The sequence below is a fragment of the Trabulsiella odontotermitis genome (assembly GCF_030053895.1).
Lineage (GTDB): Bacteria > Pseudomonadota > Gammaproteobacteria > Enterobacterales > Enterobacteriaceae > Trabulsiella > Trabulsiella odontotermitis_C.
On the sequence record NZ_CP125781.1, the window covers coordinates 2029580 to 2053877 of the forward strand.

22 protein-coding genes are annotated in these 24298 nt (G+C 55.3%); 17 read left to right on the plus strand and 5 right to left on the minus strand.

The window, feature by feature from the left end; genetic code table 11:
* The 5 genes from yceG (at position 1) to ptsG (ending at position 5192) form a co-directional block, all read left to right on the plus strand.
* Positions 1–1023: a cell division protein YceG gene (yceG, locus tag QMG90_RS09700; protein WP_283283611.1), complete on the plus strand. Its 1023-nt coding sequence runs from the start codon at positions 1–3 to the stop codon at positions 1021–1023.
* Positions 1013–1654, plus strand: coding sequence for a dTMP kinase (gene tmk, locus QMG90_RS09705; RefSeq protein ID WP_283283612.1), 642 nt, complete (start codon positions 1013–1015; stop codon positions 1652–1654). Before yceG ends, tmk begins: the two co-directional genes overlap by 11 nt.
* Positions 1651–2655, plus strand: a complete 1005-nt coding sequence (holB, locus tag QMG90_RS09710; protein ID WP_283283613.1) for a DNA polymerase III subunit delta' — start codon at positions 1651–1653, stop codon at positions 2653–2655. The genes tmk and holB overlap by 4 nt, the downstream gene beginning before the upstream one ends.
* A gap of 10 nt (positions 2656–2665) precedes the next feature.
* Positions 2666–3460: a metal-dependent hydrolase gene (locus QMG90_RS09715; RefSeq protein WP_283283614.1), complete on the plus strand. Its 795-nt coding sequence runs from the start codon at positions 2666–2668 to the stop codon at positions 3458–3460.
* Positions 3461–3758: 298 nt separating this feature from the next.
* On the plus strand, positions 3759–5192 hold the full coding sequence (gene ptsG, locus QMG90_RS09720) for a PTS glucose transporter subunit IIBC (RefSeq protein ID WP_283283615.1): 1434 nt from the start codon (positions 3759–3761) through the stop codon (positions 5190–5192).
* A gap of 92 nt (positions 5193–5284) precedes the next feature.
* Here the strand turns inward: ptsG and fhuE are convergent, their stop codons facing one another.
* Positions 5285–7492, minus strand: coding sequence for a ferric-rhodotorulic acid/ferric-coprogen receptor FhuE (gene fhuE / locus QMG90_RS09725; RefSeq protein WP_283283616.1), 2208 nt, complete (start codon positions 7490–7492; stop codon positions 5285–5287).
* 344 nt (positions 7493–7836) lie between these two features.
* Between fhuE and hinT the strand changes: the two genes are divergently transcribed.
* The 8 genes from hinT (at position 7837) to QMG90_RS09765 (ending at position 13937) form a co-directional block, all read left to right on the plus strand.
* Entirely contained in the window at positions 7837–8190 is a 354-nt protein-coding gene (gene hinT / locus QMG90_RS09730) for a purine nucleoside phosphoramidase (protein ID WP_283283617.1), read from the plus strand.
* Between the two features lie 8 nt (positions 8191–8198).
* Positions 8199–8573: a YcfL family putative periplasmic lipoprotein gene (locus QMG90_RS09735; protein ID WP_283283618.1), complete on the plus strand. Its 375-nt coding sequence runs from the start codon at positions 8199–8201 to the stop codon at positions 8571–8573.
* Positions 8574–8595: 22 nt separating this feature from the next.
* Positions 8596–9228 (plus strand): penicillin-binding protein activator LpoB, encoded by a 633-nt coding sequence (gene lpoB, locus QMG90_RS09740; RefSeq protein ID WP_283283928.1) that lies wholly within the window; start codon positions 8596–8598, stop codon positions 9226–9228.
* A complete protein-coding gene (thiK, locus tag QMG90_RS09745; RefSeq protein WP_283283619.1) occupies positions 9209–10033 on the plus strand; it encodes a thiamine kinase in 825 nt (274 codons plus the stop codon). Before lpoB ends, thiK begins: the two co-directional genes overlap by 20 nt.
* Positions 10034–10044: 11 nt before the next feature.
* Positions 10045–11070: a beta-N-acetylhexosaminidase gene (gene nagZ, locus QMG90_RS09750; protein WP_283283620.1), complete on the plus strand. Its 1026-nt coding sequence runs from the start codon at positions 10045–10047 to the stop codon at positions 11068–11070.
* Between the two features lie 38 nt (positions 11071–11108).
* Positions 11109–11651 carry an alpha/beta hydrolase YcfP gene (gene ycfP / locus QMG90_RS09755; RefSeq protein ID WP_283283621.1) on the plus strand — a complete coding sequence of 181 codons (543 nt, stop codon included), beginning with the start codon at positions 11109–11111 and terminating at the stop codon, positions 11649–11651.
* 237 nt (positions 11652–11888) lie between these two features.
* Positions 11889–13193, plus strand: a complete 1305-nt coding sequence (locus QMG90_RS09760) for an NAD(P)/FAD-dependent oxidoreductase (protein ID WP_283283622.1) — start codon at positions 11889–11891, stop codon at positions 13191–13193.
* 204 nt (positions 13194–13397) lie between these two features.
* Positions 13398–13937 (plus strand): glycine zipper 2TM domain-containing protein, encoded by a 540-nt coding sequence (locus QMG90_RS09765; protein WP_283283623.1) that lies wholly within the window; start codon positions 13398–13400, stop codon positions 13935–13937.
* A 59-nt stretch (positions 13938–13996) separates the two neighbouring features.
* Here the strand turns inward: QMG90_RS09765 and QMG90_RS09770 are convergent, their stop codons facing one another.
* Positions 13997–14632 carry a TetR/AcrR family transcriptional regulator gene (locus tag QMG90_RS09770; protein ID WP_283283624.1) on the minus strand — a complete coding sequence of 212 codons (636 nt, stop codon included), beginning with the start codon at positions 14630–14632 and terminating at the stop codon, positions 13997–13999.
* Between the two features lie 248 nt (positions 14633–14880).
* Between QMG90_RS09770 and bhsA the strand changes: the two genes are divergently transcribed.
* Complete coding sequence (gene bhsA, locus QMG90_RS09775; RefSeq protein WP_283283625.1) at positions 14881–15138, plus strand: multiple stress resistance protein BhsA; 258 nt, start codon at positions 14881–14883, stop codon at positions 15136–15138.
* Between the two features lie 78 nt (positions 15139–15216).
* Here bhsA and ldtC read toward each other — a convergent pair whose 3' ends face one another.
* The 3 genes from ldtC to QMG90_RS09790 all read right to left on the minus strand — a co-directional run bounded on the left by ldtC (position 15217) and on the right by QMG90_RS09790 (position 20934).
* Positions 15217–16182 (minus strand): L,D-transpeptidase LdtC, encoded by a 966-nt coding sequence (ldtC, locus tag QMG90_RS09780; protein WP_419097920.1) that lies wholly within the window; start codon positions 16180–16182, stop codon positions 15217–15219.
* A 155-nt stretch (positions 16183–16337) separates the two neighbouring features.
* Positions 16338–19784 (minus strand): transcription-repair coupling factor, encoded by a 3447-nt coding sequence (gene mfd, locus QMG90_RS09785; RefSeq protein WP_283283626.1) that lies wholly within the window; start codon positions 19782–19784, stop codon positions 16338–16340.
* An 85-nt stretch (positions 19785–19869) separates the two neighbouring features.
* Positions 19870–20934, minus strand: coding sequence for an acyltransferase family protein (locus QMG90_RS09790; RefSeq protein WP_283283627.1), 1065 nt, complete (start codon positions 20932–20934; stop codon positions 19870–19872).
* 195 nt (positions 20935–21129) lie between these two features.
* On the opposite strand from QMG90_RS09790, the gene lolC reads away from it, so the two are divergent.
* From lolC to lolE, 3 genes are read left to right on the plus strand one after another with little or no spacing between them, the layout of a single operon-like run.
* Complete coding sequence (gene lolC, locus QMG90_RS09795; protein ID WP_283283628.1) at positions 21130–22329, plus strand: lipoprotein-releasing ABC transporter permease subunit LolC; 1200 nt, start codon at positions 21130–21132, stop codon at positions 22327–22329.
* Complete coding sequence (lolD, locus tag QMG90_RS09800; protein WP_283283629.1) at positions 22322–23023, plus strand: lipoprotein-releasing ABC transporter ATP-binding protein LolD; 702 nt, start codon at positions 22322–22324, stop codon at positions 23021–23023. Before lolC ends, lolD begins: the two co-directional genes overlap by 8 nt.
* The gene (gene lolE / locus QMG90_RS09805) at positions 23023–24267 is read left to right on the plus strand and encodes a lipoprotein-releasing ABC transporter permease subunit LolE (protein WP_283283630.1); all 1245 of its coding nucleotides are present in this window, start codon (positions 23023–23025) and stop codon (positions 24265–24267) included. Before lolD ends, lolE begins: the two co-directional genes overlap by 1 nt.
* The last annotated feature ends 31 nt before the right edge of the window (positions 24268–24298 follow it).

The following is a 24298-nucleotide window of genomic DNA, read 5'->3' on the forward strand; positions in this document are numbered from 1 at the left end:
ATGAAGAAAATGTTACGTTTTGTCCTGTTGTTGCTGGTGGTGCTGGGTATTGCCGCGGGCGTTGGGATGTGGAAAGTGCGCCAGATGGCGGACAGCAAGCTACTTATCAAAGAAGAGACCATTTTCACGCTGAAAGCGGGAACCGGGCGTAAAGTGCTGGGCGATCAGCTGTATGCCGATAAGATTATTAATCGCCCGCGAGTTTTCCAGTGGCTGCTGCGCGTAGAACCTGATCTCTCCCATTTTAAAGCAGGCACCTACCGGCTCACCCCTGAAATGACCGTACGCGACATGCTAATGTTGCTGGAAAGCGGCAAAGAAGCGCAGTTCCCGTTGCGTTTTGTGGAAGGGATGCGGCTCAGCGATTACCTGAAACAGCTGCGCGAGGCGCCTTACATCCAACATACGCTGAAAGACGATGAATACGCGACCGTCGCGAAGGCGCTGGAACTGGAGCATCCTGACTGGGTGGAAGGCTGGTTCTGGCCGGATACCTGGATGTACACCGCCAACACCACGGATGTCGCTATCCTCAAACGCGCGCATCTGAAAATGGTTAAAGCTGTTGCGCAGGCCTGGGAAGGGCGGATGGACAATCTGCCGTATCAGGACCAGAACCAGCTGGTAACCATGGCGTCGATTATCGAAAAAGAGACGGCGGTCGCCAGTGAGCGTGACCGGGTGGCGTCGGTGTTTATTAACCGTCTGCGGCTCGGCATGCGTCTGCAGACCGATCCCACCGTGATTTACGGCATGGGGGCGAGTTATAATGGCAAGTTGTCGCGCAAAGATCTGGAAACGCCGACGGCGTACAACACTTATGTCATCGCCGGGCTGCCGCCGGGGCCGATTGCGACACCGGGCGACGCGTCGCTGAATGCCGCCGCGCATCCGGCAAAGACACCGTATCTCTATTTTGTGGCTGACGGCAAAGGCGGCCACCAGTTTACGACCAATCTCGCCAGCCATAACCGGGCGGTGCAGGATTACCTGAAAGTACTTAAGGAAAAAAATGACCAGTAATTACATCGTCATCGAAGGTCTGGAAGGGGCAGGCAAAACCACCGCACGTAACATGGTGGTGCAAACGCTGGAACAACTGGGCATTCGTGATCTGGTTTTCACCCGCGAACCGGGCGGGACTATTCTTGCAGAAAAACTGCGCAGCCTGGTGCTGGATATCAAATCCGTTGGCGATGAAGTGATTACGGACAAAGCGGAAGTGCTGATGTTCTATGCCGCCCGCGTACAGCTGGTTGAAACGGTGATTAAACCGGCGCTGGCGAAAGGGCAATGGGTGATTGGCGATCGCCACGATCTCTCCACACAAGCCTACCAGGGCGGCGGACGCGGTATCGATCAGCACATGCTGGCGACGCTGCGCGATGCGGTGCTGGGGGATTTTCGCCCGAACCTGACAATTTACCTCGATGTGACGCCGGAAGTGGGCCTCAAACGCGCCCGCGCGCGTGGCGATCTCGACCGCATCGAGCAGGAGTCACTGGATTTCTTCAACCGTACCCGCGCGCGTTATCTCGAACTGGCGGCGCAGGACAGTAGCATTCGTACCATTGACGCCACCCAGCCGCTGGAAAAAGTGATGCAGGACATCCGCGACACCGTGACGACGTGGGTGAAGGAGCAAAATGCATGAAATGGTATCCGTGGTTGCGCCCCCATTTTGAACAGCTGATTGCCAGCTATCAGGCCGGGCGTGGGCACCATGCGTTACTGATTCAGGCGTTACCCGGGATGGGTGACGATGCGCTGATTTATGCGCTGAGCCGCTGGCTGATGTGTCATCAGCCGGATGGACATAAAAGCTGTGGACAGTGCCACAGCTGCCAACTGATGCAGGCGGGAACGCATCCTGACTACTATCATCTGGTGCCGGAGAAGGGCAAAAACAGTCTCGGCATCGACGCCGTACGTGAAGTGAGCGAAAAACTCTACGAACATGCGCGACTGGGCGGGGCGAAAGTGGTGTGGATAAGCGATGCGACGCAACTCACCGATGCCGCCGCCAACGCGCTGTTAAAAACACTCGAAGAGCCGCCGGAGAAAACCTGGTTTTTCCTCGCCTGCGAAGAGCCTGCGCGACTACTGGCGACGCTGCGCAGCCGTTGCCGATTGCACCATCTGTCGCCACCTGCGGAAAGTTGGGCAATGGCATGGCTTGAACGAGAAGTGACAACGTCACAAGAGGCCCGATTAACGGCGCTGCGCCTCAGCGCCAGCGCACCTGCGGCGGCACTGGCGTTATTACAGGAAAATCACTGGAATGCGCGCCAGCAGTTGTGTCAGGCACTGGAAGCCGTGCTCGTCAGCCAGGACTGGCTTTCACTGCTTTCTGCGTTAAACCATGACGACGCGGCGACGCGGCTACACTGGTTTGCTTCGCTGTTGCTGGATGCGCTCAAAATTCAGCAAGGGATTACGCTGTTAACCAACACCGATGCGCTGGCGCTGACCGGGAAACTGGCGCACACATTGCCAGCAGCGACGCTGCGGGCCATCGTTCAGGACGCCTGCGAATGCCGGGAGCAACTGCTGAGCGTCGTCGGGCTCAATCGCGAACTGATCCTCACCGAGCGCCTGTTGCGCTGGGAGCATTACCTGCAACCGGGAGCGGTACTTCCCGTATCTCAATTCTGAGAGAGACATTATGTTTTTAGTCGACTCACACTGCCATCTCGATGGCCTGGATTATCAATCCCTGCATAAAGACGTTAACGACGCGCTGGCCAAAGCCGCCGCCCGTGACGTGAAATTCTTCCTTGCGGTCGCCACGACGCTGCCGGGTTACCGCAATATGCGTGAACTGGTGGGTAACCGTGAAGATGTGGTGTATTCCTGCGGCGTGCATCCGCTGAACCAGGACGAAACTTATGACGTTGAAGAGCTGCGCCGTCTGGCGGCAGAAGAGAGCGTGGTCGCGATGGGCGAAACCGGGCTCGACTATTATTACACGCCGGAAACTAAAGCGCAGCAGCAGGCATCGTTTCGCCATCACATCCGCATCGGGCGCGAGCTGAACAAACCAGTCATTGTGCATACCCGTGACGCGCGCGAAGATACGCTGGCTATTCTGCGCGAAGAAAAGGTGACGGAATGCGGCGGCGTACTACACTGTTTCACTGAAGACAGAGAAACTGCGGGTAAGCTGCTGGATCTTGGGTTTTACATTTCGTTTTCCGGCATCGTGACCTTCCGCAACGCCGAACAATTGCGGGACGCGGCACGCTATGTGCCGCTGGACAGACTGCTGGTGGAGACCGATTCTCCCTACCTGGCACCGGTGCCGCATCGTGGAAAAGAGAACCAGCCTGCGCTGGTGCGCGACGTTGCTGAATACATGGCGGTACTGAAAGGTGTGACCGTGGAACAACTGGCGCAACAGACCACCGAAAACTTCGCCCGCCTGTTCCATATCGCCCCCTCTCGCCTGCAAGACGCCTGATTTGTTAGCTTATTTTAAAGCTCGTAATTAATAAGCAAACCGAGTAAAGTTCACCGCCGTAAAACGGGCGGTGAACGGATCATTTGACACATCCTGACATCAGTTATGTAAAGAAACGCAAGTTTTTCGGCTGGTGCTAACCGAAACGTGATAGCCGTCAAACAACACTGAGCTGATTTATTTTACTCTGTGTAATAAATAAAGGGCGCTTAGATGTCCTGTCCACAGCGCGGCTCTCCCCCCGCGCCAATGCGTGAATGCGTAATAAAAGCACAAATACTCAGGAGCACTCTCAATTATGTTTAAGAATGCATTTGCTAACCTGCAGAAGGTCGGTAAATCGCTGATGCTGCCAGTATCCGTACTGCCTATCGCAGGTATCCTGCTGGGCGTCGGTTCTGCTAACTTCAGCTGGCTGCCAGCCGTCGTTTCCCATGTGATGGCGGAAGCGGGCGGTTCGGTCTTCGCCAACATGCCGCTGATCTTTGCTATCGGTGTTGCGCTTGGCTTCACCAATAACGATGGCGTTTCTGCGCTGGCTGCAGTAGTGGCTTACGGCATCATGGTGAAAACCATGGCGGTTGTCGCACCGCTGGTCCTGCATTTACCTGCGGAAGAGATCGCTGCGAAACACCTCGCAGATACCGGCGTGCTTGGCGGTATCATTTCCGGTGCGATCGCAGCCTATATGTTCAACCGCTTCTATCGCATCAAGTTGCCTGAATATCTGGGCTTCTTTGCGGGCAAGCGTTTTGTGCCGATTATTTCCGGTCTGGCAGCCATTTTCACCGGTGTGATCCTGTCCTTCATCTGGCCTCCGATTGGTACTGCTATCCAGACCTTCTCCCAGTGGGCGGCATATCAGAACCCGGTTGTGGCCTTCGGCATCTACGGTTTCGTTGAGCGTTGCCTGGTACCGTTTGGTCTGCACCACATCTGGAACGTTCCTTTCCAGATGCAAATCGGTGAGTACACCAACGCTGCCGGTCAGGTATTCCACGGCGATATTCCTCGCTACATGGCAGGCGACCCGACAGCGGGTAAATTGTCTGGCGGCTTCCTGTTCAAGATGTACGGTCTGCCGGCAGCGGCAATCGCCATCTGGCATTCTGCGAAACCAGAAAACCGCGCGAAAGTGGGCGGTATCATGATCTCCGCGGCGCTGACCTCGTTCCTGACCGGTATTACCGAGCCGATCGAGTTCTCCTTCATGTTCGTTGCGCCGATCCTGTACGTGATCCACGCGATTCTGGCCGGTCTGGCTTTCCCGATCGCTATCCTGCTCGGTATGCGTGACGGTACGTCGTTCTCGCACGGTCTGATCGACTTCATCGTCCTGTCTGGTAACAGCAGCAAACTGTGGCTGTTCCCGATTGTCGGTATCTGCTACGCCCTCGTTTACTACACCATCTACCGTGTGCTGATCAAAGCGCTGGATCTGAAAACGCCGGGTCGTGAAGATGCTTCTGACGATGTGAAAGCCGGTGTTTCCAGCGAAATGGCACCGGCTCTGGTCGCCGCATTTGGGGGTAAAACCAACATCACTAACCTCGACGCCTGTATCACGCGTCTGCGCGTCAGCGTAGCGGATGTGGCGAAAGTGGATCAGGCTGGCCTGAAGAAACTGGGTGCCGCAGGTGTGGTTGTTGCAGGTTCCGGTGTACAGGCAATTTTCGGTACCAAATCCGATAACCTGAAAACCGAAATGGATGATTACATCCGCAACAACTAAGTCAGAGGGTGGGGAGAACTAAGGCAGCCAAATGGCTGCCTTTTTTACTTTTTGCCCGGTGGCGGCTACGCCTTACCGGGCCTACGGGTAACTCAGAAACTGTAGCTTGCGCTGACAGAGAAATTACGTGGTGCGCCATAGACACCGTAGGTGCCCAGATAGTCGTAATATTCTTCGTCAAACACGTTGTTCAGGTTGCCCTGTATCGCGAAGTTCTTGGTCACCTGGTAGCGGGTAAAGAGATCGACCACGGTATAGCCATCCTGAGTAATCTGCGTAACGCCGTTCGGGCCGTTATCGATATCCTGCCAGGTTTTATTCTGCCAGCGCGCGCCGCCGCCGACGGTCAACTCAGGTAGCATCGGCAACTGGTAACGGGTGAACAGCTTCAGCGAGGTACACGGCTGGCTCGGATTCACGGCGTTACCGTCTTCATCTTCCGCAATGTAACGGCTACCGCCAAAGGTTAACTGCCAGTTGTCGGTCAGTGCGCCATTCAGTTCGAACTCAATACCTTTACTCACGGTGCCATCAACCGATTTATACGCGGTCTGCCCACCGGAACCCGGGATCGTCGTGCCTGTTGAAATGGCCACATTGTCCTGTTCGATACGGAACACGGATACCGAGGCGGTCAGACGGGTATTAAACCAGTCGCCTTTCACGCCAGCTTCATAGCTCTTGCCCGTGGTCGGATCGATAAACTTGCTGTTCACGTCACGCTGACCAGACGGCTGGAAAATGGAGGTGTAGCTGGTATAAACGGACCAGGTGTCATCGATGTCGTAAATCAGACCGGCATACGGCGTGACGTCATCAAACTTCGACGTGCGGATCTCATCCGGCTTGCGCTCGAGGTTATATTTCGCGCTCCATTCGGTGTAGCGAGCCCCGAGGATCAAATGCAGTGGATCGGCGAGAGAGAGACGCGTCGCGGCATAGACCGATTTCTGGCGGATCACGTCACGCTGGTAAAGGGCAAAGTCAGACCATGTCGGATCTGCCAGCTTACCGTTGTAATCGTAAATGCTGCCCACATCCATCAGACCGTAGTTACTGTTCACTGGATAGGAGTTGTCATAGTTATTGCGCTGACGGCTGTAGCTGCCGCCGAACATCAGCTCGTGCTGACGGCCCAGCAGGCCATAGCCGCCACGCACGAACGCATCCACGGAGTCCTGCTTGCGCTCGCCGCGGTTCCAGCCGCCCCAGGCACCATACCATTTTGAGGCATCGTACAGGCCAGTGGCTTTATCCGGGTAACCGTCGACGTACATCAGCTTGCTGTCGAAGTTAGTTTCCGCGTGCATGGCGTTGAATTTTGCTTCCCAGCCGTTATCAAAACGCTGGGTCAGGTTGGCGAAGATCTTCGTGGAATCTTTATTGGAGTAAGTCCAGTCGGCGGCGGTATTAAAGCCACGACGGAAATGGGTTTTGCTGCCGTCGCTGAACATAGACGGGAAGCCGCCCCAGGTCGGGCTGTCTTCTTCGCTTTCCTGATAGTCATAACCGACGGAAAGGGTCGTGGAGTCGGTGACGTCAGCATCCACAACGCCGTAGATGAATTTTTTACGGTAGTGGTTGCGCTCGACCCAGGAATCATTGTCCTGATAACCGGTGATCACACGTCCGCGAACATTCCCTGATTCGGTCAGAGGCGCCTGCAGATCCAGCACATAGCGCTGTTTATCCCAACTGCCATACGTTGCAGAGGCCGACCCTTTGAATTCTTTGCTGTCGGCGTGTTTACGCACCATGTTGACGTAGGCGGAAGGGTTACCCGTACCGCTCATCAGACCCGCTGCGCCGCGCACCACTTCGATTTTATCGTAAATCGCCGTATCGCCAGCGGTATCGCCAAAGTTCCAGCGATTATCGAGGAACGTCGGCATATCTTCGTAGGCAAAGTTGCTGATGAAGAACCCGCGAGAGTAAAAGTTGGTACGGCTGGTATCAATGCGGGAAGCACTCACCCCGGTGGTATTATCCAGAACCTGACCAATGGTGTTCAGCTCCTGATCCGCCATGCGTTGCTGGCTGATAACGCTAACCGACTGCGGAATATCGCGCGGCACCAGCAGCAGTTTGGTGCCGGTAGTGGTGGTTTTGACGCTGTAATCCTGATCCTGGCTGTCAGAACTGGTATCCGTAGTGCCTTCAACGATGATCTTCTCTTCCTGCGTCTCGCTGGCTGCGCGCAGAGTATTGGGAAAGAGTGCTACAGCAATACAAACCGCCAGTAATGCCGGCGCGGTGGCAGGAGAGCGCTGCTCGTCCCTGATGTTATCAATGAAAATCATAATAAACCCTTTAAAATAGTTGTTGTTCTGGCTTACACCTCGTCGTGGCGAGGTCAGCGTTATGGTGAGACGCGGTTGTGCATTTTTGTGCATACAAATGCAAATGAGAAATATACGCATTCGAATTACTACTGTAAACAGATGTAACCAATGTCAATGAAACTTTGTTTTAAGACTGCAGAGGGGTCAGTGGGAGAAGAGTGGTTATTCCAGCAGCAGCTAACGGCTAAGAGGATAAGAAATCACGGTTTCAGGTTGAAAGACAGGGAGTAAGTCGCTCATACTCAGTGTTCTATTCTGTTTGTCAGATTACCGCACGGTGAATAATTAAAAAGGAACAGGCCATGGCAGAAGAAACGATTTTCAGCAAAATCATTCGTCGCGAGATCCCTTCGGATATCGTTTATCAGGACGATCTTGTCACCGCATTTCGTGATATCTCGCCGCAGGCGCCGACGCATGTCCTGATTGTTCCCAACCTCCTTATCCCCACCGTCAACCACGTCACCGCCGAGCACGAGCTGGCGCTGGGGCGCATGATGACCGTCGCCGCTAAAATCGCCGAGCAGGAAGGGATTGCCGAAGATGGCTACCGCCTGATTGTGAACTGCAACCGCCACGGCGGGCAGGAAGTCTATCATATTCATATGCACCTGCTCGGCGGTCGTCCGCTGGGGCCGATGCTGGCGAGAAAGTGAAGGTGAACATGAAGACAGGGCGTTTCACCCTGATGCTGGCTCTGCTGACGCTGGCGGGCTGCGGTTCGCGCCCGGAAATCCCGGTGGGTGATCAGCAGACGCTGGTGATGGAGTCGAACGTTATGGTCGCCGGGATCAGCGCGGAAAAACCGGAGCTGACCACCTCAGAAATTCAGGCAACCGCCTCTTCTGTTCTCTTCAACGAGCGTCGCGAACCGGTGACGCTCCATTATCGTTTTTACTGGTATGACGCCAGAGGGCTGGAAATGCATCCCCTCGAAGCGCCGCGCAGCGTGACGGTGCCGGGTAATTCCTCCGTAACGCTCTACGGCAGCGCAAACAATCTTGGGGCGCATAAAGTCCGCCTTTATCTTTATCTTTAAGGGGTAAATCGTGATGTCAAATTTGAGTCGCTATGCATTAATGACGGCGCTGGCGATCGTCCTGTCAGGGTGTGTGGGGCAACGCGAAGAGCCCGCGCCAGTCGAACAGGTAAAACCGGTGCCGCAGCAGCCGATGCCGCAACAACCGGTACCGACCGTGCCCTCCGTGCCGACTATTCCGCAGCAGCCCGGCCCGATTGAACAACCGGACCAGACCGGCCAGCCCACGCCGCGCGTTCGTCATTATGACTGGAACGGCGCCGTACAACCGATGGTCGGAAAAATGCTGCAATCCGAAGGCGTCAACGCGGGCAGCATTCTGCTGGTCGACAGCGTCAATAACCGCACCAACGGTTCTCTGAATGCCAGTGAAGCCACCACGGCACTGCATAATGCACTGAGCGGTAACGGTAAATTCACGCTGGTTTCCGTGCAACAACTGGCGGTCGCCAAACAACAGCTCGGCCTGTCGCCGCAGGACAGCCTCGGCTCCCGCAGCAAAGCGATGGGTATTGCGCGCACTGTCGGCGCACAGTATGTGCTGTACTCGAACGCTACCGGCAACGTCAATGCACCGACGCTGCAAATGCAACTGATGCTGGTTCAGACTGGCGAGATTATCTGGTCAGGTAAAGGTGCAGTGCAGCAACAGTAAACTGACGCGTGACGCGGTCCTGTCACGCTTTTTCCCGGATTTTCAGCCCGCCGCGAATTCCGTCCCTACGGGATTAAGCGGCGGTAGCTGCATCATTGAAAACGGCGATCAGCGCCTGGTGTTGCGCCAGCATCACACGCCGCAGGACGCCGAATACCATTTTCTCCGCCAGTATCATGCGTTGTCACAACTTCCTGAAGATCTCGCACCGCGTCCGCGTTTCTACACGCCTGGCTGGATGGCGGTGGACTATATCGCAGGTGAGGTTAAAAGCGCGCTTCCGGACCATCGTCAACTGGCGGCAACGCTGTATTATTTGCATCAACAGCCCCGGTTTGGCTGGCGGGTGCCGTTGTTGTCCTTGCTGCTGAGTTACTGGCAACAAAGCTCGCCTGCGCGCCGTACCCCGTTCTGGCTTCGTCAGTTGCACCGTTTGTGCAAAGCCGGTGAACCTGTTCCGCTGCGTCTGGCGCCGCTGCATATGGATGTTCATGCCGGAAACATCGTCCATACGGCGACGGGGTTGCGGCTGATCGACTGGGAATATGCCGGTGACGGCGATATCGCGCTGGAGCTGGCGGCCGTCTGGGTCAGCAGTGACGCAGCGCATCGCCAGCTGGTTGGAGATTACGCGGCACTGGCGCAGATCGATCCGCCTCATCTGTGGCGGCAGGTTCAGCGCTGGCGGCCATGGCTGCTAATGTTAAAAGCCGGTTGGTTCGAATGTCGCTGGGTGCAGACCGGCGAACAACAATTAATCACGCTGGCAGATGAGACATGGTGCCAGCTTAAGACGAATGGATAAGAGAGGTCTTTGTGGGTCCAGTAATGTTGGATGTCGAAGGGTTTGAGCTGGATGCGGAAGAACGCGAAATCCTGGCCCATCCGCTAGTTGGCGGGCTGATTATTTTTACCCGCAACTATCACGATCCCGCGCAACTGCGTGAGCTGGTGCGTCAGATCCGCGCCGCATCGCGCAATCATCTGGTGGTTGCCGTTGATCAGGAAGGCGGGCGCGTTCAGCGTTTCCGCGACGGATTCACCCGTCTGCCAGCGGCGCAGTCTTTTGCCGCACTGTTGGGAATGGAAGAGGGGGGCAAACTGGCGCAGGAAGCCGGGTGGTTGATGGCCAGCGAAATGATTTCAATGGATATCGACATCAGCTTCGCCCCGGTGCTGGATGTCGGGCATATCAGCGCGGCGATTGGTGAGCGTTCTTACCATGAAGATCCGGCCAAAGCGCTGGCGATGGCGCGTCACGTTATCGACGGTATGCACAGCGCTGGCATGAAAACCACCGGCAAGCATTTCCCGGGGCACGGTGCGGTAACGGCGGACTCCCATAAAGTGACGCCGCAAGATCCGCGTCCGCAGGCGGACATTATCGCCAAAGATATGTCGGTGTTCCGCACGCTTATCGACGAGCAGCGTCTTGATGCCATCATGCCTGCGCACGTCATCTATAGCGATGTAGACTCGCGTCCGGCCAGCGGCTCGCCGCACTGGCTGAAAACCGTATTGCGGGGCGAACTGGGTTTCGACGGCGTTATCTTCTCTGACGATCTGTCCATGGAAGGGGCCGCGATTATGGGCAGCTACGCGGAACGCGGGCAGGCATCGCTGGATGCAGGTTGCGATATGATCCTGGTCTGCAATAATCGTAAGGGTGCGGTCAGTGTGCTGGATAATCTGTCGCCGATCAAAGCAGAGCGTGTTACGAAATTGTATCATCAGGGAACATTAACGCGTCAGTCGTTGATGGATTCCTCTCGCTGGAAAATGGTCAGCGCGCAGCTGGAACAGCTGCATGAACGCTGGCAGGAGCATAAAGCGGATCGTTAATTCTCCCGCATCGGGATCGGAAGTGTTGTGAGGATGTGATGATTATTTATTTACACGGTTTTGACTCGAACAGCCCGGGTAACCACGAAAAGGTGTTGCAGCTGCAATTTATCGACCCGGATGTGCGGTTGATAAGCTACAGCACGCTCCATCCAAAACACGATATGCAGCATTTGTTGAAGGAAGTCGACAAGATGCTGCAGCTTAACGTTGATGAACGACCGCTGATTTGCGGCGTCGGGCTCGGCGGCTACTGGGCGGAACGTATCGGTTTCCTGTGCGATGTGCGCCAGGTGATGTTCAACCCGAATCTCTACCCTAATGAAAATATGGAAGGGAAGATCGACCGCCCGGAAGAGTATGTCGATATCGCCACCAAATGCGTGAGCAATTTCCGCGAGAAGAATCGTGACCGTTGCCTGGTGATCCTCTCCCGTCAGGATGAGGCGCTGAACAGCCAGCGTTCGGCGGAGTTACTGCATCACTATTATGAAATTATCTGGGATGAAGTGCAGACCCATAAATTCAAAAATATCTCCCCGCACCTGCAGCGCATCAAAGCGTTTAAAACCTTAGGTTAATCTCTTCAGGCCCGGCGGCGCTCTGCTGACCGGGCATTCAGCATCCCCCCTCAACCGCTAAACTTGTTGATCAATACAACCGCAAAACTTGATGCATATCAATTTTGGTATGACCAATGCACCGTTCGTGTTATTCTCAGTGCTGCTGAATGGTTTCGCGCAGGTAACCTGTTGTTAATTAAAGGCTATTTCAATAACTTTTAATTAACAATTGGTTAATAATTTGAGGGGGTCACGTTGACTACACCATTGAAAAAAATAGTGATTGTAGGCGGTGGTGCTGGCGGGCTGGAACTGGCTACGCAGTTAGGCAGAAAGCTGGGCCGTGGCAAAAAAGCAAAAATCACGCTGGTGGATCGCAACCACAGTCATTTGTGGAAACCGCTGTTGCATGAAGTGGCGACCGGTTCACTGGATGAGGGCGTTGATGCGCTGAGCTATCTGGCGCATGCGCGAAACCATCATTTCCAGTTCCAGTTGGGTTCAGTGGTCGATATCAATCGTGAGAGCAAAACTATCACACTTGCGGAAATCCGCGACAGCAAGGGCGACCTGCTGGTACCGGAGCGCAAACTGCCGTACGACACGCTGGTGATGGCGCTGGGCAGCACCTCAAACGATTTCAATACGCCAGGTGTGAAAGATCACTGCATCTTCCTGGATAACCCGCATCAGGCGCGCCGTTTCCATCAGGAAATGCTCAACCTGTTCCTTAAGCATTCCAGCCATCTCGGCGCGAACGGTAAGGTAAATATTGCGATTGTCGGTGGTGGGGCGACCGGCGTTGAGCTCTCTGCTGAATTACATAATGCAGTGAAACAGCTGCACAGCTACGGCTACAAAGGGCTGACCAACGAAGCGCTGAACGTCACGCTGGTGGAAGCGGGTGAGCGTATTCTGCCTGCGCTGCCGCCGCGCATTTCTGGTGCCGCGCACAACGAGCTGACGAAAATAGGCGTGCGCGTACTGACGCAAACCATGGTCACCAGCGCGGACGAAGGCGGCTTGCATACCAAAGAAGGCGAGTACATCAAAGCCGATCTGATGGTCTGGGCGGCAGGCATTAAAGCGCCGGACTTTATGAAAGAGATTGGCGGTCTCGAAACCAACCGCATTAACCAACTGGTGGTGGAGCCAACGCTACAGACAACCCGCGATGCGGATATTTATGCAATTGGGGACTGCGCTTCCTGCGCTCGCCCGGAAGGGGGGTTCGTCCCTCCGCGTGCTCAGGCGGCACATCAGATGGCGACCTGTGCGTTAAACAACATTCTGGCGCAGATGAAAGGCAAGACCCTGAAATCGTACGTTTATAAAGATCACGGTTCGCTGGTGTCGCTGTCGAACTACTCTACCGTCGGCAGCCTGATGGGTAACCTGATGCGCGGTTCGATGATGGTGGAAGGGCGTATTGCGCGAATGGTCTATATTTCGCTGTACCGCATGCATCAGATTGCGCTGCACGGTTACTTCAAAACCGGCCTGATGATGCTGGTGGGCAGTATTAACCGCGTCATTCGCCCCCGCCTGAAGCTGCATTAATTCCGCGTTTTAACGCTGACCCGGACTTGCTGCCGGGTCAATGCTTTTCAGCATATCCTTCGGCAGATCGCTTTTATCGCTTAAGAGTACTCTGAATCGATACGATTTGCCCGACGATCACGCATTTTTCATCCGTTTTCTGATTTGCTTAACCCCTTCGCTGGTTGCAAAATTGTTACTAACAGCAACAAAGGAGGAACTCCCGTGAATAAATCAATGTTAGCGGGCATAGGGATTGGCGTGGCTGCCGCGCTGGGCGTGGCGGCAGTAGCCAGTCTGAACGTCTTTGATCGCGGCCCACAGTTTGCACAGGTGGTTTCCGCCACCCCGATTAAAGAAACCATCAAAACGCCGCGACAGGAATGCCGCAACGTCGCCGTCACCCATCGTCGTCCGGTACAGGACGAAAACCGCCTTGCTGGCTCGGTACTTGGCGCAGTCGCCGGTGGGGTCATCGGCCATCAATTCGGCGGAGGACGCGGGCGCGATGTCGCCACGGTCGTCGGCGCGCTGGGCGGTGGTTACGCCGGTAACCAGGTGCAGGGGGCGATGCAGGACAACGACACCTACACCACTACGCAGCAGCGCTGTAAAACGGTGTACGACAAGTCGGAAAAAATGCTTGGCTATGACGTGACCTACAAGATTGGCGACCAGCAGGGGAAAATCCGTATGGACAAAGATCCTGGTACGCAGATCCCGCTGGATAATAACGGCCAGCTGATCCTGAATAATAAAGCGTAAAAAAGCAGTTCCCGGTATGTTAGCCCCTCATTCGCTCAGGCTGAGGGGCTTTTTTTATGTCAGGCGGCGAGGATTTGCGGCCACAGACGTAACGTAGTGTTGGTGATTTGCATCAGCGATTCAAAGCTGGCGCCGTCACGGGCGCTGATGGACATCCCCTGCAGGATGCAGCTCAGAAACTGCGCCAGAGCCTTAATATCTTTACCCTGTGGAATTTCACCGCGCTGTTGCCGTTGTGCGAGGAACTGACACAACGTCTGCTCCTGCATGGCGTGGCGGGATTTAATCGTTTTCGCAATCTCTTTTGATGATGCCGCGAGCGTCGCTGAGGTGCTGATCAGAAAACAGCCCGCCGGGGTTGCTTTGTCGGTAAAACAGGCAGCAACAGCAGTGAAATAATCACGTAAAACCTGTTCTAGCGGCTTTTCTTCGCAAAAGAGTTGTGCTTCATGTTTTGCTGCAAAACGCGCCACATAGCGGTCAAGCACGGCGCGAAACAGTCCTTCTTTATTAACGAATTCAGCGTAAAGGGTGGGGGCTTTCGCACCCGTCGCTTCTACGAGATCTGCCAGCGACGTGGCTTCATAGCCATGTTGCCAGAAGAGTGTCATGGCCTTATCAAGCGCCACATCCCTGTCGAACACTTTAGGTCGGCCACGGCTTTTTTTTGTGCAACTCGGAACGTCAGTTGTCATGGTGCCGGTGTACCTTAGTCAGTAATGAAAACGTGCCTATTATAAAAATAAATCTTATGTACGACCAGTGGCGACACCACAAAAATAAAAAAATCCTATCGGTATGAAAAATATGGATTTTTAGATTATTTTAATGATCATTAAAAAATTATATTGACGTGTGATGTGGATCACATTATGATTTCTGTATCGTTCGTTAATTTAATAATTAACGGCAGTACATAATTCATCTGCAAAGGTTCATCATCATGAAAAGTATCAAAACTCTGATTGCGGCAGCTGCTCTTAGCTCACTGTCATTTGCCAGCTTTGCGGCGGTTGAAGTGCAATCCACTCCGGTCGATCAGCATAAAGTGGGGACTATCTCCGCAACAGCAGGAACTAACCTGGGTTCGCTGGAAGACGAACTGGCGCAAAAAGCTGACGCCATGGGTGCAAAATCTTTCCGTATTACCTCTGTGACCGGTCCTAACACCCTCCACGGTACCGCTGTCATCTACAAATAAGCATCGCTAACCCTTGATGCCACTGCCACAAAAAAGCCCTGCTTCTGAAGCAGGGCTTTTTTCTTTTCGCGGGAGACATTACAGCGTTTGCTGTGCCGCTTCTTCATGACGACTCACATCCACCGGCATACCTGAGCGTATTTCCATTACTTGCGTCATCACGTCAGCATCTGTTTGTGGCGCTGCTTTGAATGTCTGCATGGCGGATGTCAGAACAATCGGCAGCGTCTGCGGATCGTCATCAATATCCTTCGACAGCGGCTGGTGCACTTCGACCAGACGTACACCGCCGGGTTCTACCGAGGTTTTGACAGGCGTATTGATGATATTGACCTTCGTACCTGGCTGAATCACTCTGAACAGCGTTTCGATGTCGTCATCGCGCAGGCGAATACAGCCGGAGCTGACCCGCATACCGATGCCGAAATCAGCGTTGGTGCCGTGCAGAAGATACACACCACCATAAGCCGCGAGGCGGATCGCGTGATGGCCCATCGGGTTATCCGGGCCCGCCGGAACCACCGCTGGCAAAATAGTGCCCTGTGCTTTATAGCGCGCGCGAATGTTAGCGGTGGGCGTCCAGGTCGGATTTGCGCGTTTGTCAGATACTGTTGTGACCATGGTTGGCGTCAGCGTATCGCCGCCGAGCTGGCCAATACCGATCGGATAAACGGTCACCACGTTTTTGCCTGGCGGATAATAATAGAGACGCAACTCGGCCAGGTTGATCACAATGCCTACCCGTGGCGCGTCCGGCAGCAAAGTCTGCAACGGGATTGTTAGTACGCTACCGGCGCGGGGAACGTAAGGATCCACTCCCGGATTTGCCTGAAGCAGCGCAAGAAAGCCGACGTTGTATTTTTTGGCAATCGCCTCCAGCGAGCCACCGTCATTTTCAACGACATGAAAGCGGTTTTCGCCCACCACGCGACTGCCTTCCGGCGGCAACGGCCAGGTATTGGCGTGAGCGGGAAGGGCGAGCGAGAGAAATGAGGCGACCATTAACAGCGGTAGCCAGCGGAAAAACGCGACAGGTTTAATCATCACTGAATATCCATCATGGTAATTGTCAGCTAATGAAACGGCTAAACGTCTATTATGGATTCAATTAATGAGAAAATGTTTCACTGGATTGCAAAGAATTTGTAAATTCACGTCCTGTACGCCGGGCAGCCACTGCCACCCGGCGGCGGCATCATTCAGGCGACCGCGTTCTCTTCAAGCTGCTGCATAAACTGGCGCACCCAGTCCATGCGGGTTTTGCGCTCGCCAAGCTCCTGCATAAATTTGAGACGGGTGGGACCGTCGAGGCGGAAATGTTGTGGTTGCTTCTGCAAAAGGCCAATCAGCCATGCCGGGTTAACGTGATTTTTCTCGTTAAATTCAATCACACCGCCTTTTTCATTGCCTTCCAGCTTCCTGATACCAAGTTTTTGCGCCTGCTGGCGCAAGCGGGCGATATCCAGCAAATTCCGCGCCGGATCGGGCAGCAGGCCGAAGCGGTCAATCAGCTCGACTTTCAGCTCTTCCAGTGCGTTTTCACTTTTTGCGCTGGCAATGCGCTTGTAGAAGGAGAGGCGTGTATTCACATCCGGAATGAAATCGTCCGGCAGCAGAGACGGCATCCGCAACTCCACTTCCGTCTGCTGGCTGGTGAGATCTTCCAGCGACGGTTCGCGGCCTGCTTTCAGCGCATCTACTGCATTTTCCAGCAGTTCCATGTACAGCGAGAAGCCGATGGTTTCCATCTGACCGCTCTGATCTTCGCCAAGCAACTCACCAGCACCACGGATTTCAAGGTCGTGCGTCGCCAGCGCGAAACCGGCGCCCAGATCTTCCAGCGACGCAATCGCTTCGAGACGCTTTTGCGCATCGGTGGTCATCGCTTTCGGGTGCGGCGTCAACAGCCAGGCATAGGCCTGATGGTGTGAGCGCCCCACGCGGCCGCGTAACTGATGCAACTGCGCCAACCCGAAATGGTCGGCGCGTTCGATGACAATCGTGTTTGCCGTCGGAATGTCGATCCCGGTTTCGATGATAGTGGTGCAAACCAGTACGTTAAAACGCTGGTGGTGGAAATCATTCATCACCCGCTCAAGCTCACGCTCGCGCATCTGCCCGTGACCAATCGCGATGCGCGCTTCCGGCACCAGTTCCGCCAGCCGATCCGCCGCTTTCTGAATATTTTCCACATCGTTGTACAGGTAGTAGACCTGTCCGCCACGCAGCACTTCACGCAGAATCGCTTCGCGTACCACCAGACTGTCGTATTCACGTACGAACGTTTTCACTGCCAGACGGCGTGCCGGTGGTGTGGCGATGATCGACAGATCACGCATCCCGCTCATCGCCATGTTCAGCGTGCGCGGAATCGGCGTTGCAGTTAGCGTCAGGATGTCGACATCCGCACGCATCGCTTTGATGCGCTCTTTATGACGCACCCCAAAACGGTGCTCTTCATCGACGATCAACAGCCCAAGATCTTTCCACTTCACATCGCTTTGCAGCAGCTTGTGAGTCCCAATCAGAATATCGATTTTGCCTGCGGCGGCCTGCTCTAGCACTTGCGTCTGCTCTTTTGCGCTACGGAAACGGGAGAGCATCTCGATGCGTACCGGCCAGTTAGCAAAGCGGTCACGGAAGTTGTCAAAGTGCTGCTGTGCGAGCAGAGTGGTTGGCACCAGCACCGCGACCTGTTTGTTGTTTTCGACGGCCAGGAAGGCGGCGCGCATCGCCACTTCCGTTTTACCAAAGCCCACGTCGCCGCAGACCAGACGATCCATCGCCAGCGGCTGGCACATGTCGCTGAGCACAGCGTTGATGGCCTGCGCCTGATCCGGCGTGGTTTCGAAGGGGAAGCTGTCACAAAAAAGCTGGTACTGTTCGCGATCGTGCTTAAAGGCAAAGCCCGATTTCGCCGCGCGCTGGGCGTAAATATCTAACAGCTCGGCGGCGACATCGCGGACTTTCTCAGCCGCTTTCTGCCGCGCCCGCGCCCAGGCGTCACCGCCAAGTTTGTGCAGTGGCGCGTTATCTTCCGCACCGCCGGCATAACGGCTAATCAGATGCAACGACGACACCGGTACGTACAGTTTTGCATCGCCTGCGTAGGTCAGCATCAGGTATTCGCCCATGATGCCGCCTGCTTCGAGCGTAGTAAGCCCGGCATAACGCCCGACGCCGTGCTCGAGATGCACCACCGGCTGACCCGGATGCAGCTCCGCCAGGTTTCGAATGAGAGTGTCCGGATTGATGGTCCGGCGACTGTCCTGACGGCGCTGCGCCACGCGCTCGCCGAGCAGGTCACTTTCACAAATGAGCGCCCGGTTGCGCAGGGTATCAATATAGCCATGCTCCGCTGCGCCGAGCATCAGGTAACGCCCGCTGTCGGCAGCATCTTCAAGACGAAGAATACGTTTTGGCGCCAGCTTGATGCGCGCCAGCAGTTCACCCAGCGCTTCACGGCGGCCCTCACTCTCCACGGAGAAAATCACCGGGCCGGTGAAGGACTCAAGGAATTTACGTAAGTTATCCAGCGGCGATTTCTGCTGCGCCTGAATGGCGAGATCCGGCAACGTCTGATAGCCCAGATTCTGATGCGCGGCTTTTTCCGTCAGATGCTCTTTTTTAAGCTGAACGCGGGGCCATTTTTTCAGCTCACTGAACAGCGCGTCAGGGCGCAGCCAGAGTTGCTCGGGCGGCAGTAACGGGCGCATCGGATCGACGCCGCGGCTTTCAAAGCGCGCCTGCGCCTCTTTCTGAAAGCGGTCAGCACTGGCCTCGAGATCGCCGGTATTCACCAGCAACGTATTTGCCGGGAAATAGCTGAACAGCGTCGGTAGCGGTTCGCTGAAAAACAGCGGCTGCCAGTATTCGATCCCCGCCGGGAGCGTGCCTTTGCTGACCTGTTGATAGATATGTTCGGCATCGCGTTTGACGTCGAACTTATCGCGCCACTGGCTGCGGAACAGTTCAATCGCGGCTTTGTCCGTCGGGAATTCATGCGCAGGCAGTAAGTTAATCGCCTCAACCTCTTCCAGCGTGCGTTGCGAATCGACATCAAACAGACGCAGGCTGTCGATTTCATCATCAAAGAAATCGAGACGATAGGGCTGTTCGCTGCCCATCGGGTAGAGATCCAGCAATGCGCCTCGGGTGGCATATTCGCCATGCTCCATCACCTGATCGACATGCCGGTACCCGGCGCTGTCGAGCTGCGCGCGCAGGGCATCGCGGGAGAGCTGCTGCCCTTTTTTCATTACCAGCGCGTGGCCGTGGAGGAAACTGTGCGGGCACACGCGCTGCATCAATGTACTCAGCGCGACGATAAGCACACCGCGCTGCATGGTCGGCAACTGATACAGCGTGGAGAGGCGGGAAGAGATGATTTCCTGATGCGGGGAAAAACTGTCGTAGGGGAGCGTTTCCCAGTCCGCGAGGTTCATCACCAGCTGATCGGTAAACTGCCTGACTTCATCCTGCAACCGTAGCGCGTTCTGCATGTCCGGCGCAATCAACACCACGGGACCGCGATGACGTTCAATGATTTCGGCAACTTCTGTCGCACAGGCGGCGCCGGTTAACTCGCCCAGCAGACGCTGCTCGCCTGCTTTTGCGGGCAGGACGTATCGTTGTTTTTCAGGCATAAATGACATCAATATCTCGTAAGGATTTGCCCCGAAGTATGGGGGCAAATCGCTGAAATTCAATGCTGATTATTATCCCCGATCGTCACGCATTAGCAAACGTTCGTGAGGGTGGCGTGAAAAGCACATCGCCAAACGCGGCGCGGGAGAGGCGGCGCGCAACGAGTCCTGCCAGTACGCACAGCCCCAGCGCCAGGAACGGATAGACTAGTATCAGCCCCAGCTCAACGGCGGCGGAGTCATTCGTTGCAGTCAGATAATGCAGCGTCGCCAGGCTGATAATCTCCACCAGAATGCGATGCGTGGTGTAGATAGCAATGGTGTTCGAGCCTATCACATTCAACACACCCGCTTCCTGCGGCTCAATACGACGCCCGACAGCGTAGAACAACTTCATGATGATGAAAATCGACAGCAACGACAGAAACAGCGGCGTGCGGGCAAACCAGGTGACCACGGCGAAGACCGCTGCGAGAGCGAGTGGTAGCCAGTAACGGCGCAGGTTGAAGTTCTTCATCCACGCCATCAGCGCCGTGCCGTACCAGGCACCCAGCGCATAGTAGATCACGTTACGCAGCACGCTGTTCATTCCCCACCACGGCGTAGGGAGGAAATTGATGGCGATGCTGAGCAAGGCCAGCGCGACCAGCGTCGGGGCTTTGAAACGGTGAGTGACTTTGCAGAAGATGAAATAGACGACCAACGCGTAGAGGTACCACAGACTGGTGCTGGCGGTCAGCATACCGTGCAGAAACTCGTTGGTATTGCCCGCGTAGGCAGCATTTGACGCTCCGCTCAGATCGCGTTCCGGCGCCAGCCAGAGGTTGATTTCACTTAACGCCAGCCATTGCAGAATGCCCCACAGCATCAGTACATAGAAAATTGCCCAGATGCGTTTGTTAAACCCGTCGCGCCAACTGACGTCGTCAATATAACGACGGATCAGAAAGCCTGAAATAAAGAAAAATACCGGCATACGAAACGGCGCCAGATATAAATTAAAGTAAACCCAGCACTTCGCCAGCGTCTCTGACCAGGGATGATGGAAGCCGCTCAGGTGGGGATAGAAGGTGATCACCGAGTGATACACCACCACCAGACAGATGCATAATCCCTTGATTTGGTTGATCCACAACGCTTTTTGTTTCATCGCGCTCAATGCCTTTCTTTGCCATTAATGAAAGGACGATCGTGCCGGGCTCAGCGCGACGAGTAATGAGTAACATTCTGTATTTTGTTCATTTTCAGATTAAGATCAGGCCCGCCAGATCTGACTTCTCAGATTTACGCTCCGCGCTTTCGCTTATATACTCGTGCATCTGCTATCAGTAACCAGACGGATTACATGTACCAACCTGTCGCACTATTTATCGGCCTTCGCTATATGCGCGGGCGTGCAGCGGACCGCTTCGGTCGCTTCGTCTCCTGGCTGTCGACTATCGGCATCACCCTTGGCGTGATGGCGCTGGTGACCGTGCTGTCAGTGATGAACGGCTTTGAACGCGAGCTGCAAAACAACATTCTGGGGCTAATGCCGCAGGCCATTCTTGGCGCGAAGCAGGGGTCGATTAACCCGCAGACGTTGCCGTCAGATGCGCTCAAATTACAGGGTGTGAACCGTATCGCGCCGCTCTCCACGGGCGATGTGGTGCTGCAAAGCGCGCGCAGCGTCGCGGTGGGTGTGATGCTGGGTATCGATCCGGCGCAAAAAGATCCGCTGACGCCGTATCTGGTGAACGTTAAACAAACTGATCTCGAACCGGGCAAATACAACGTCATTCTTGGCGAGCAGCTTGCCGGTCAACTGGGCGTGAAGCGTGGCGAGCAAATCCGCGTGATGGTGCCCTCTGCCAGCCAGTTCACCCCGATGGGGCGGCTGCCGAGCCAGCGTCTGTTTACCATCATCGGCACCTTCGCCGCCAACAGTGAAGTAGACGGCTACCAGATGCTGGTGAATATCCAGGACGCCTCGCGTCTGCTGCGTTATCCGGCCGGAAATATTACCGGCTGGCGTCTGTGGCTGGATCAACCATTGCAGGTCGATACCCTGAGCCAGCAAAAACTGCCGGACGGCACGAAATGGCAGGACTGGCGCGATCGTAAAGGCGAGCTGTTCCAGGCCGTACGGATGGAAAAAAATATGATGGGGCTATTGCTGAGCCTGATCGTCGCCGTCGCGGCATTTAACATCATCACCTCGCTGGGGCTGATGGTGATGGAAAAACAGGGCGAAGTCGCCATTCTGCAAACGCAGGGGCTCACACCGCGTCAGATCATGGCGGTCTTTATGGTGCAGGGCGCCAGCGCCGGGATCATCGGCGCGTTACTCGGTGCGGTGCTTGGCGTATTGCTTGCCAGCCAGCTCAATAACCTGATGCCGGTCATCGGCGCCTTCCTCGATGGCGCGGCGTTGCCGGTTGCCATCGAGCCGCTGCAGGTGGTGCTGATTGCGCTGGTGGCGATGGCGATTGCTTTACTTTCTACGCTTTACCCTTCCTGGCGCGCTGCCGCCACTCAACCCGCTGAGGCATTACGTTATGAATAAGATCCTGTTGCAATGCGACAACCTGTGCAAACGCTATCAGGAAGGCTCGGTCCAGACGGACGTGCTGCACGACGTTAGCTTCAGTGTGAAGGAAGGGGAGATGATGGCGATTGTCGGCAGCTCCGGCTCCGGCAAAAGTACGCTGCTGCATCTGCTGGGCGGGCTGGATACCCCCACCTCCGGCGATGTGATTTTCAGCGGTCAGCCGCTGAGCCAGCTCTCTTCCGCGGCAAAGGCAGAGCTGCGTAACCGTGACCTGGGCTTTATCTACCAGTTTCACCATCTACTGCCGGATTTTACCGCACAGGAAAACGTCGCGATGCCGCTGCTGATTGGCCGGAAAAAACCGGCGGAAATTCAGCAGCGCGCGCTGGCCATGCTGGAAGCGGTAGGGCTGGGACACCGGGCGAATCACCGACCGTCTGAGCTTTCCGGTGGTGAGCGACAGCGCGTGGCGATCGCCCGTGCACTGGTCAACAATCCGCGTCTGGTGCTGGCGGACGAGCCGACCGGTAACCTCGACGCCCGTAACGCTGACAGCATTTTCCAGTTGCTCGGCGAACTGAACGCCTCGCAGGGGACGGCGTTTCTGGTCGTGACCCACGATCTGCATCTGGCGAAACGCATGAGCCGCCAACTGGAGATGCGTGACGGACATCTGTCGGAAGAAACGACCCTGATGGGAGCAGATTAATGGCTTCACCGTTATCGTTACTGATTGGCTTACGCTTTAGCCGGGGCCGTCGTCGCAGCGGCATGGTGTCTCTGATATCGGTGATTTCCACCGTCGGGATTGCCCTCGGGGTGGCGGTATTGATCGTCGGCCTGAGCGCGATGAACGGCTTTGAACGTGAGCTGAATAACCGCATTCTGGCGGTGGTGCCACACGGCGAAATTGAGCCGGTAAACCAGCCGTGGAACGACTGGAGCAGCGCGCTCAGCAAAGTAGAAAAGGTCAACGGCATTGCCGCCGCTGCGCCATACATCAACTTCACCGGCCTGATTGAGAGCGGCAGCAACTTGCGCGCAATTCAGGTGAAAGGGGTGGAACCGGCGCAGGAGAGTCATCTCAGCGCCTTGCCGAGTTTCGTCCAGAATAACGCCTGGGCCAGCTTTAAAGCGGGTGAACAGCAAATCATCCTCGGCAAAGGCATTGCCGATGCGTTGCACGTGAAGCAGGGCGACTGGGTGTCTATCATGATCCCCAATTCCGACGACGAACATAAACTGTTGCAGCCAAAACGTGTGCGCCTGCATGTGACCGGGATCCTGCAACTGAGCGGTCAACTGGATCACAGTTTTGCGATGGTTCCCTTGCAGGATGCGCAGCAATATCTCGATATGGGCAGCAGCGTCACGGGTATCGCTATCAAAGTTAATGACGTGTTCAATGCCAATAAACTGGTGCGTGACGCGGGCGAGGTCACCAACAGCTACGTGTATATTAAGAGCTGGATTGGCACTTACGGCTATATGTATCGCGATATCCAGATGATCCGCGCCATTATGTATCTGGCGATGGTGCTGGTGATTGGCGTGGCCTGTTTTAACATCGTTTCGACGCTGGTCATGGCAGTAAAAGACAAGAGCGGTGACATCGCTGTGCTGCGCACGCTCGGGGCGAAAGACGGCCTGATCCGCGCCATTTTCGTCTGGTATGGCCTGCTCGCCGGGTTGCTGGGGAGCCTGATTGGCGTGGTGATTGGCGTGATTGGCGCCTTCCAGTTAACGCCAATTATTAAAGGTATTGAATCGCTGACCGGCCATCAGTTCCTGTCGGGCGATATTTATTTTATTGACTTCCTGCCGTCGGAACTGCACTGGCTGGATGTCATTTATGTGCTGGTCACCGCACTGTTGCTGAGTTTACTGGCAAGCTGGTATCCCGCCCGCCGCGCCAGCCGGATAGATCCAGCGAGGGTGCTAAGTGGTCAGTAATTTCGTCATGGTTTGACGGTGTTGCCGCCAA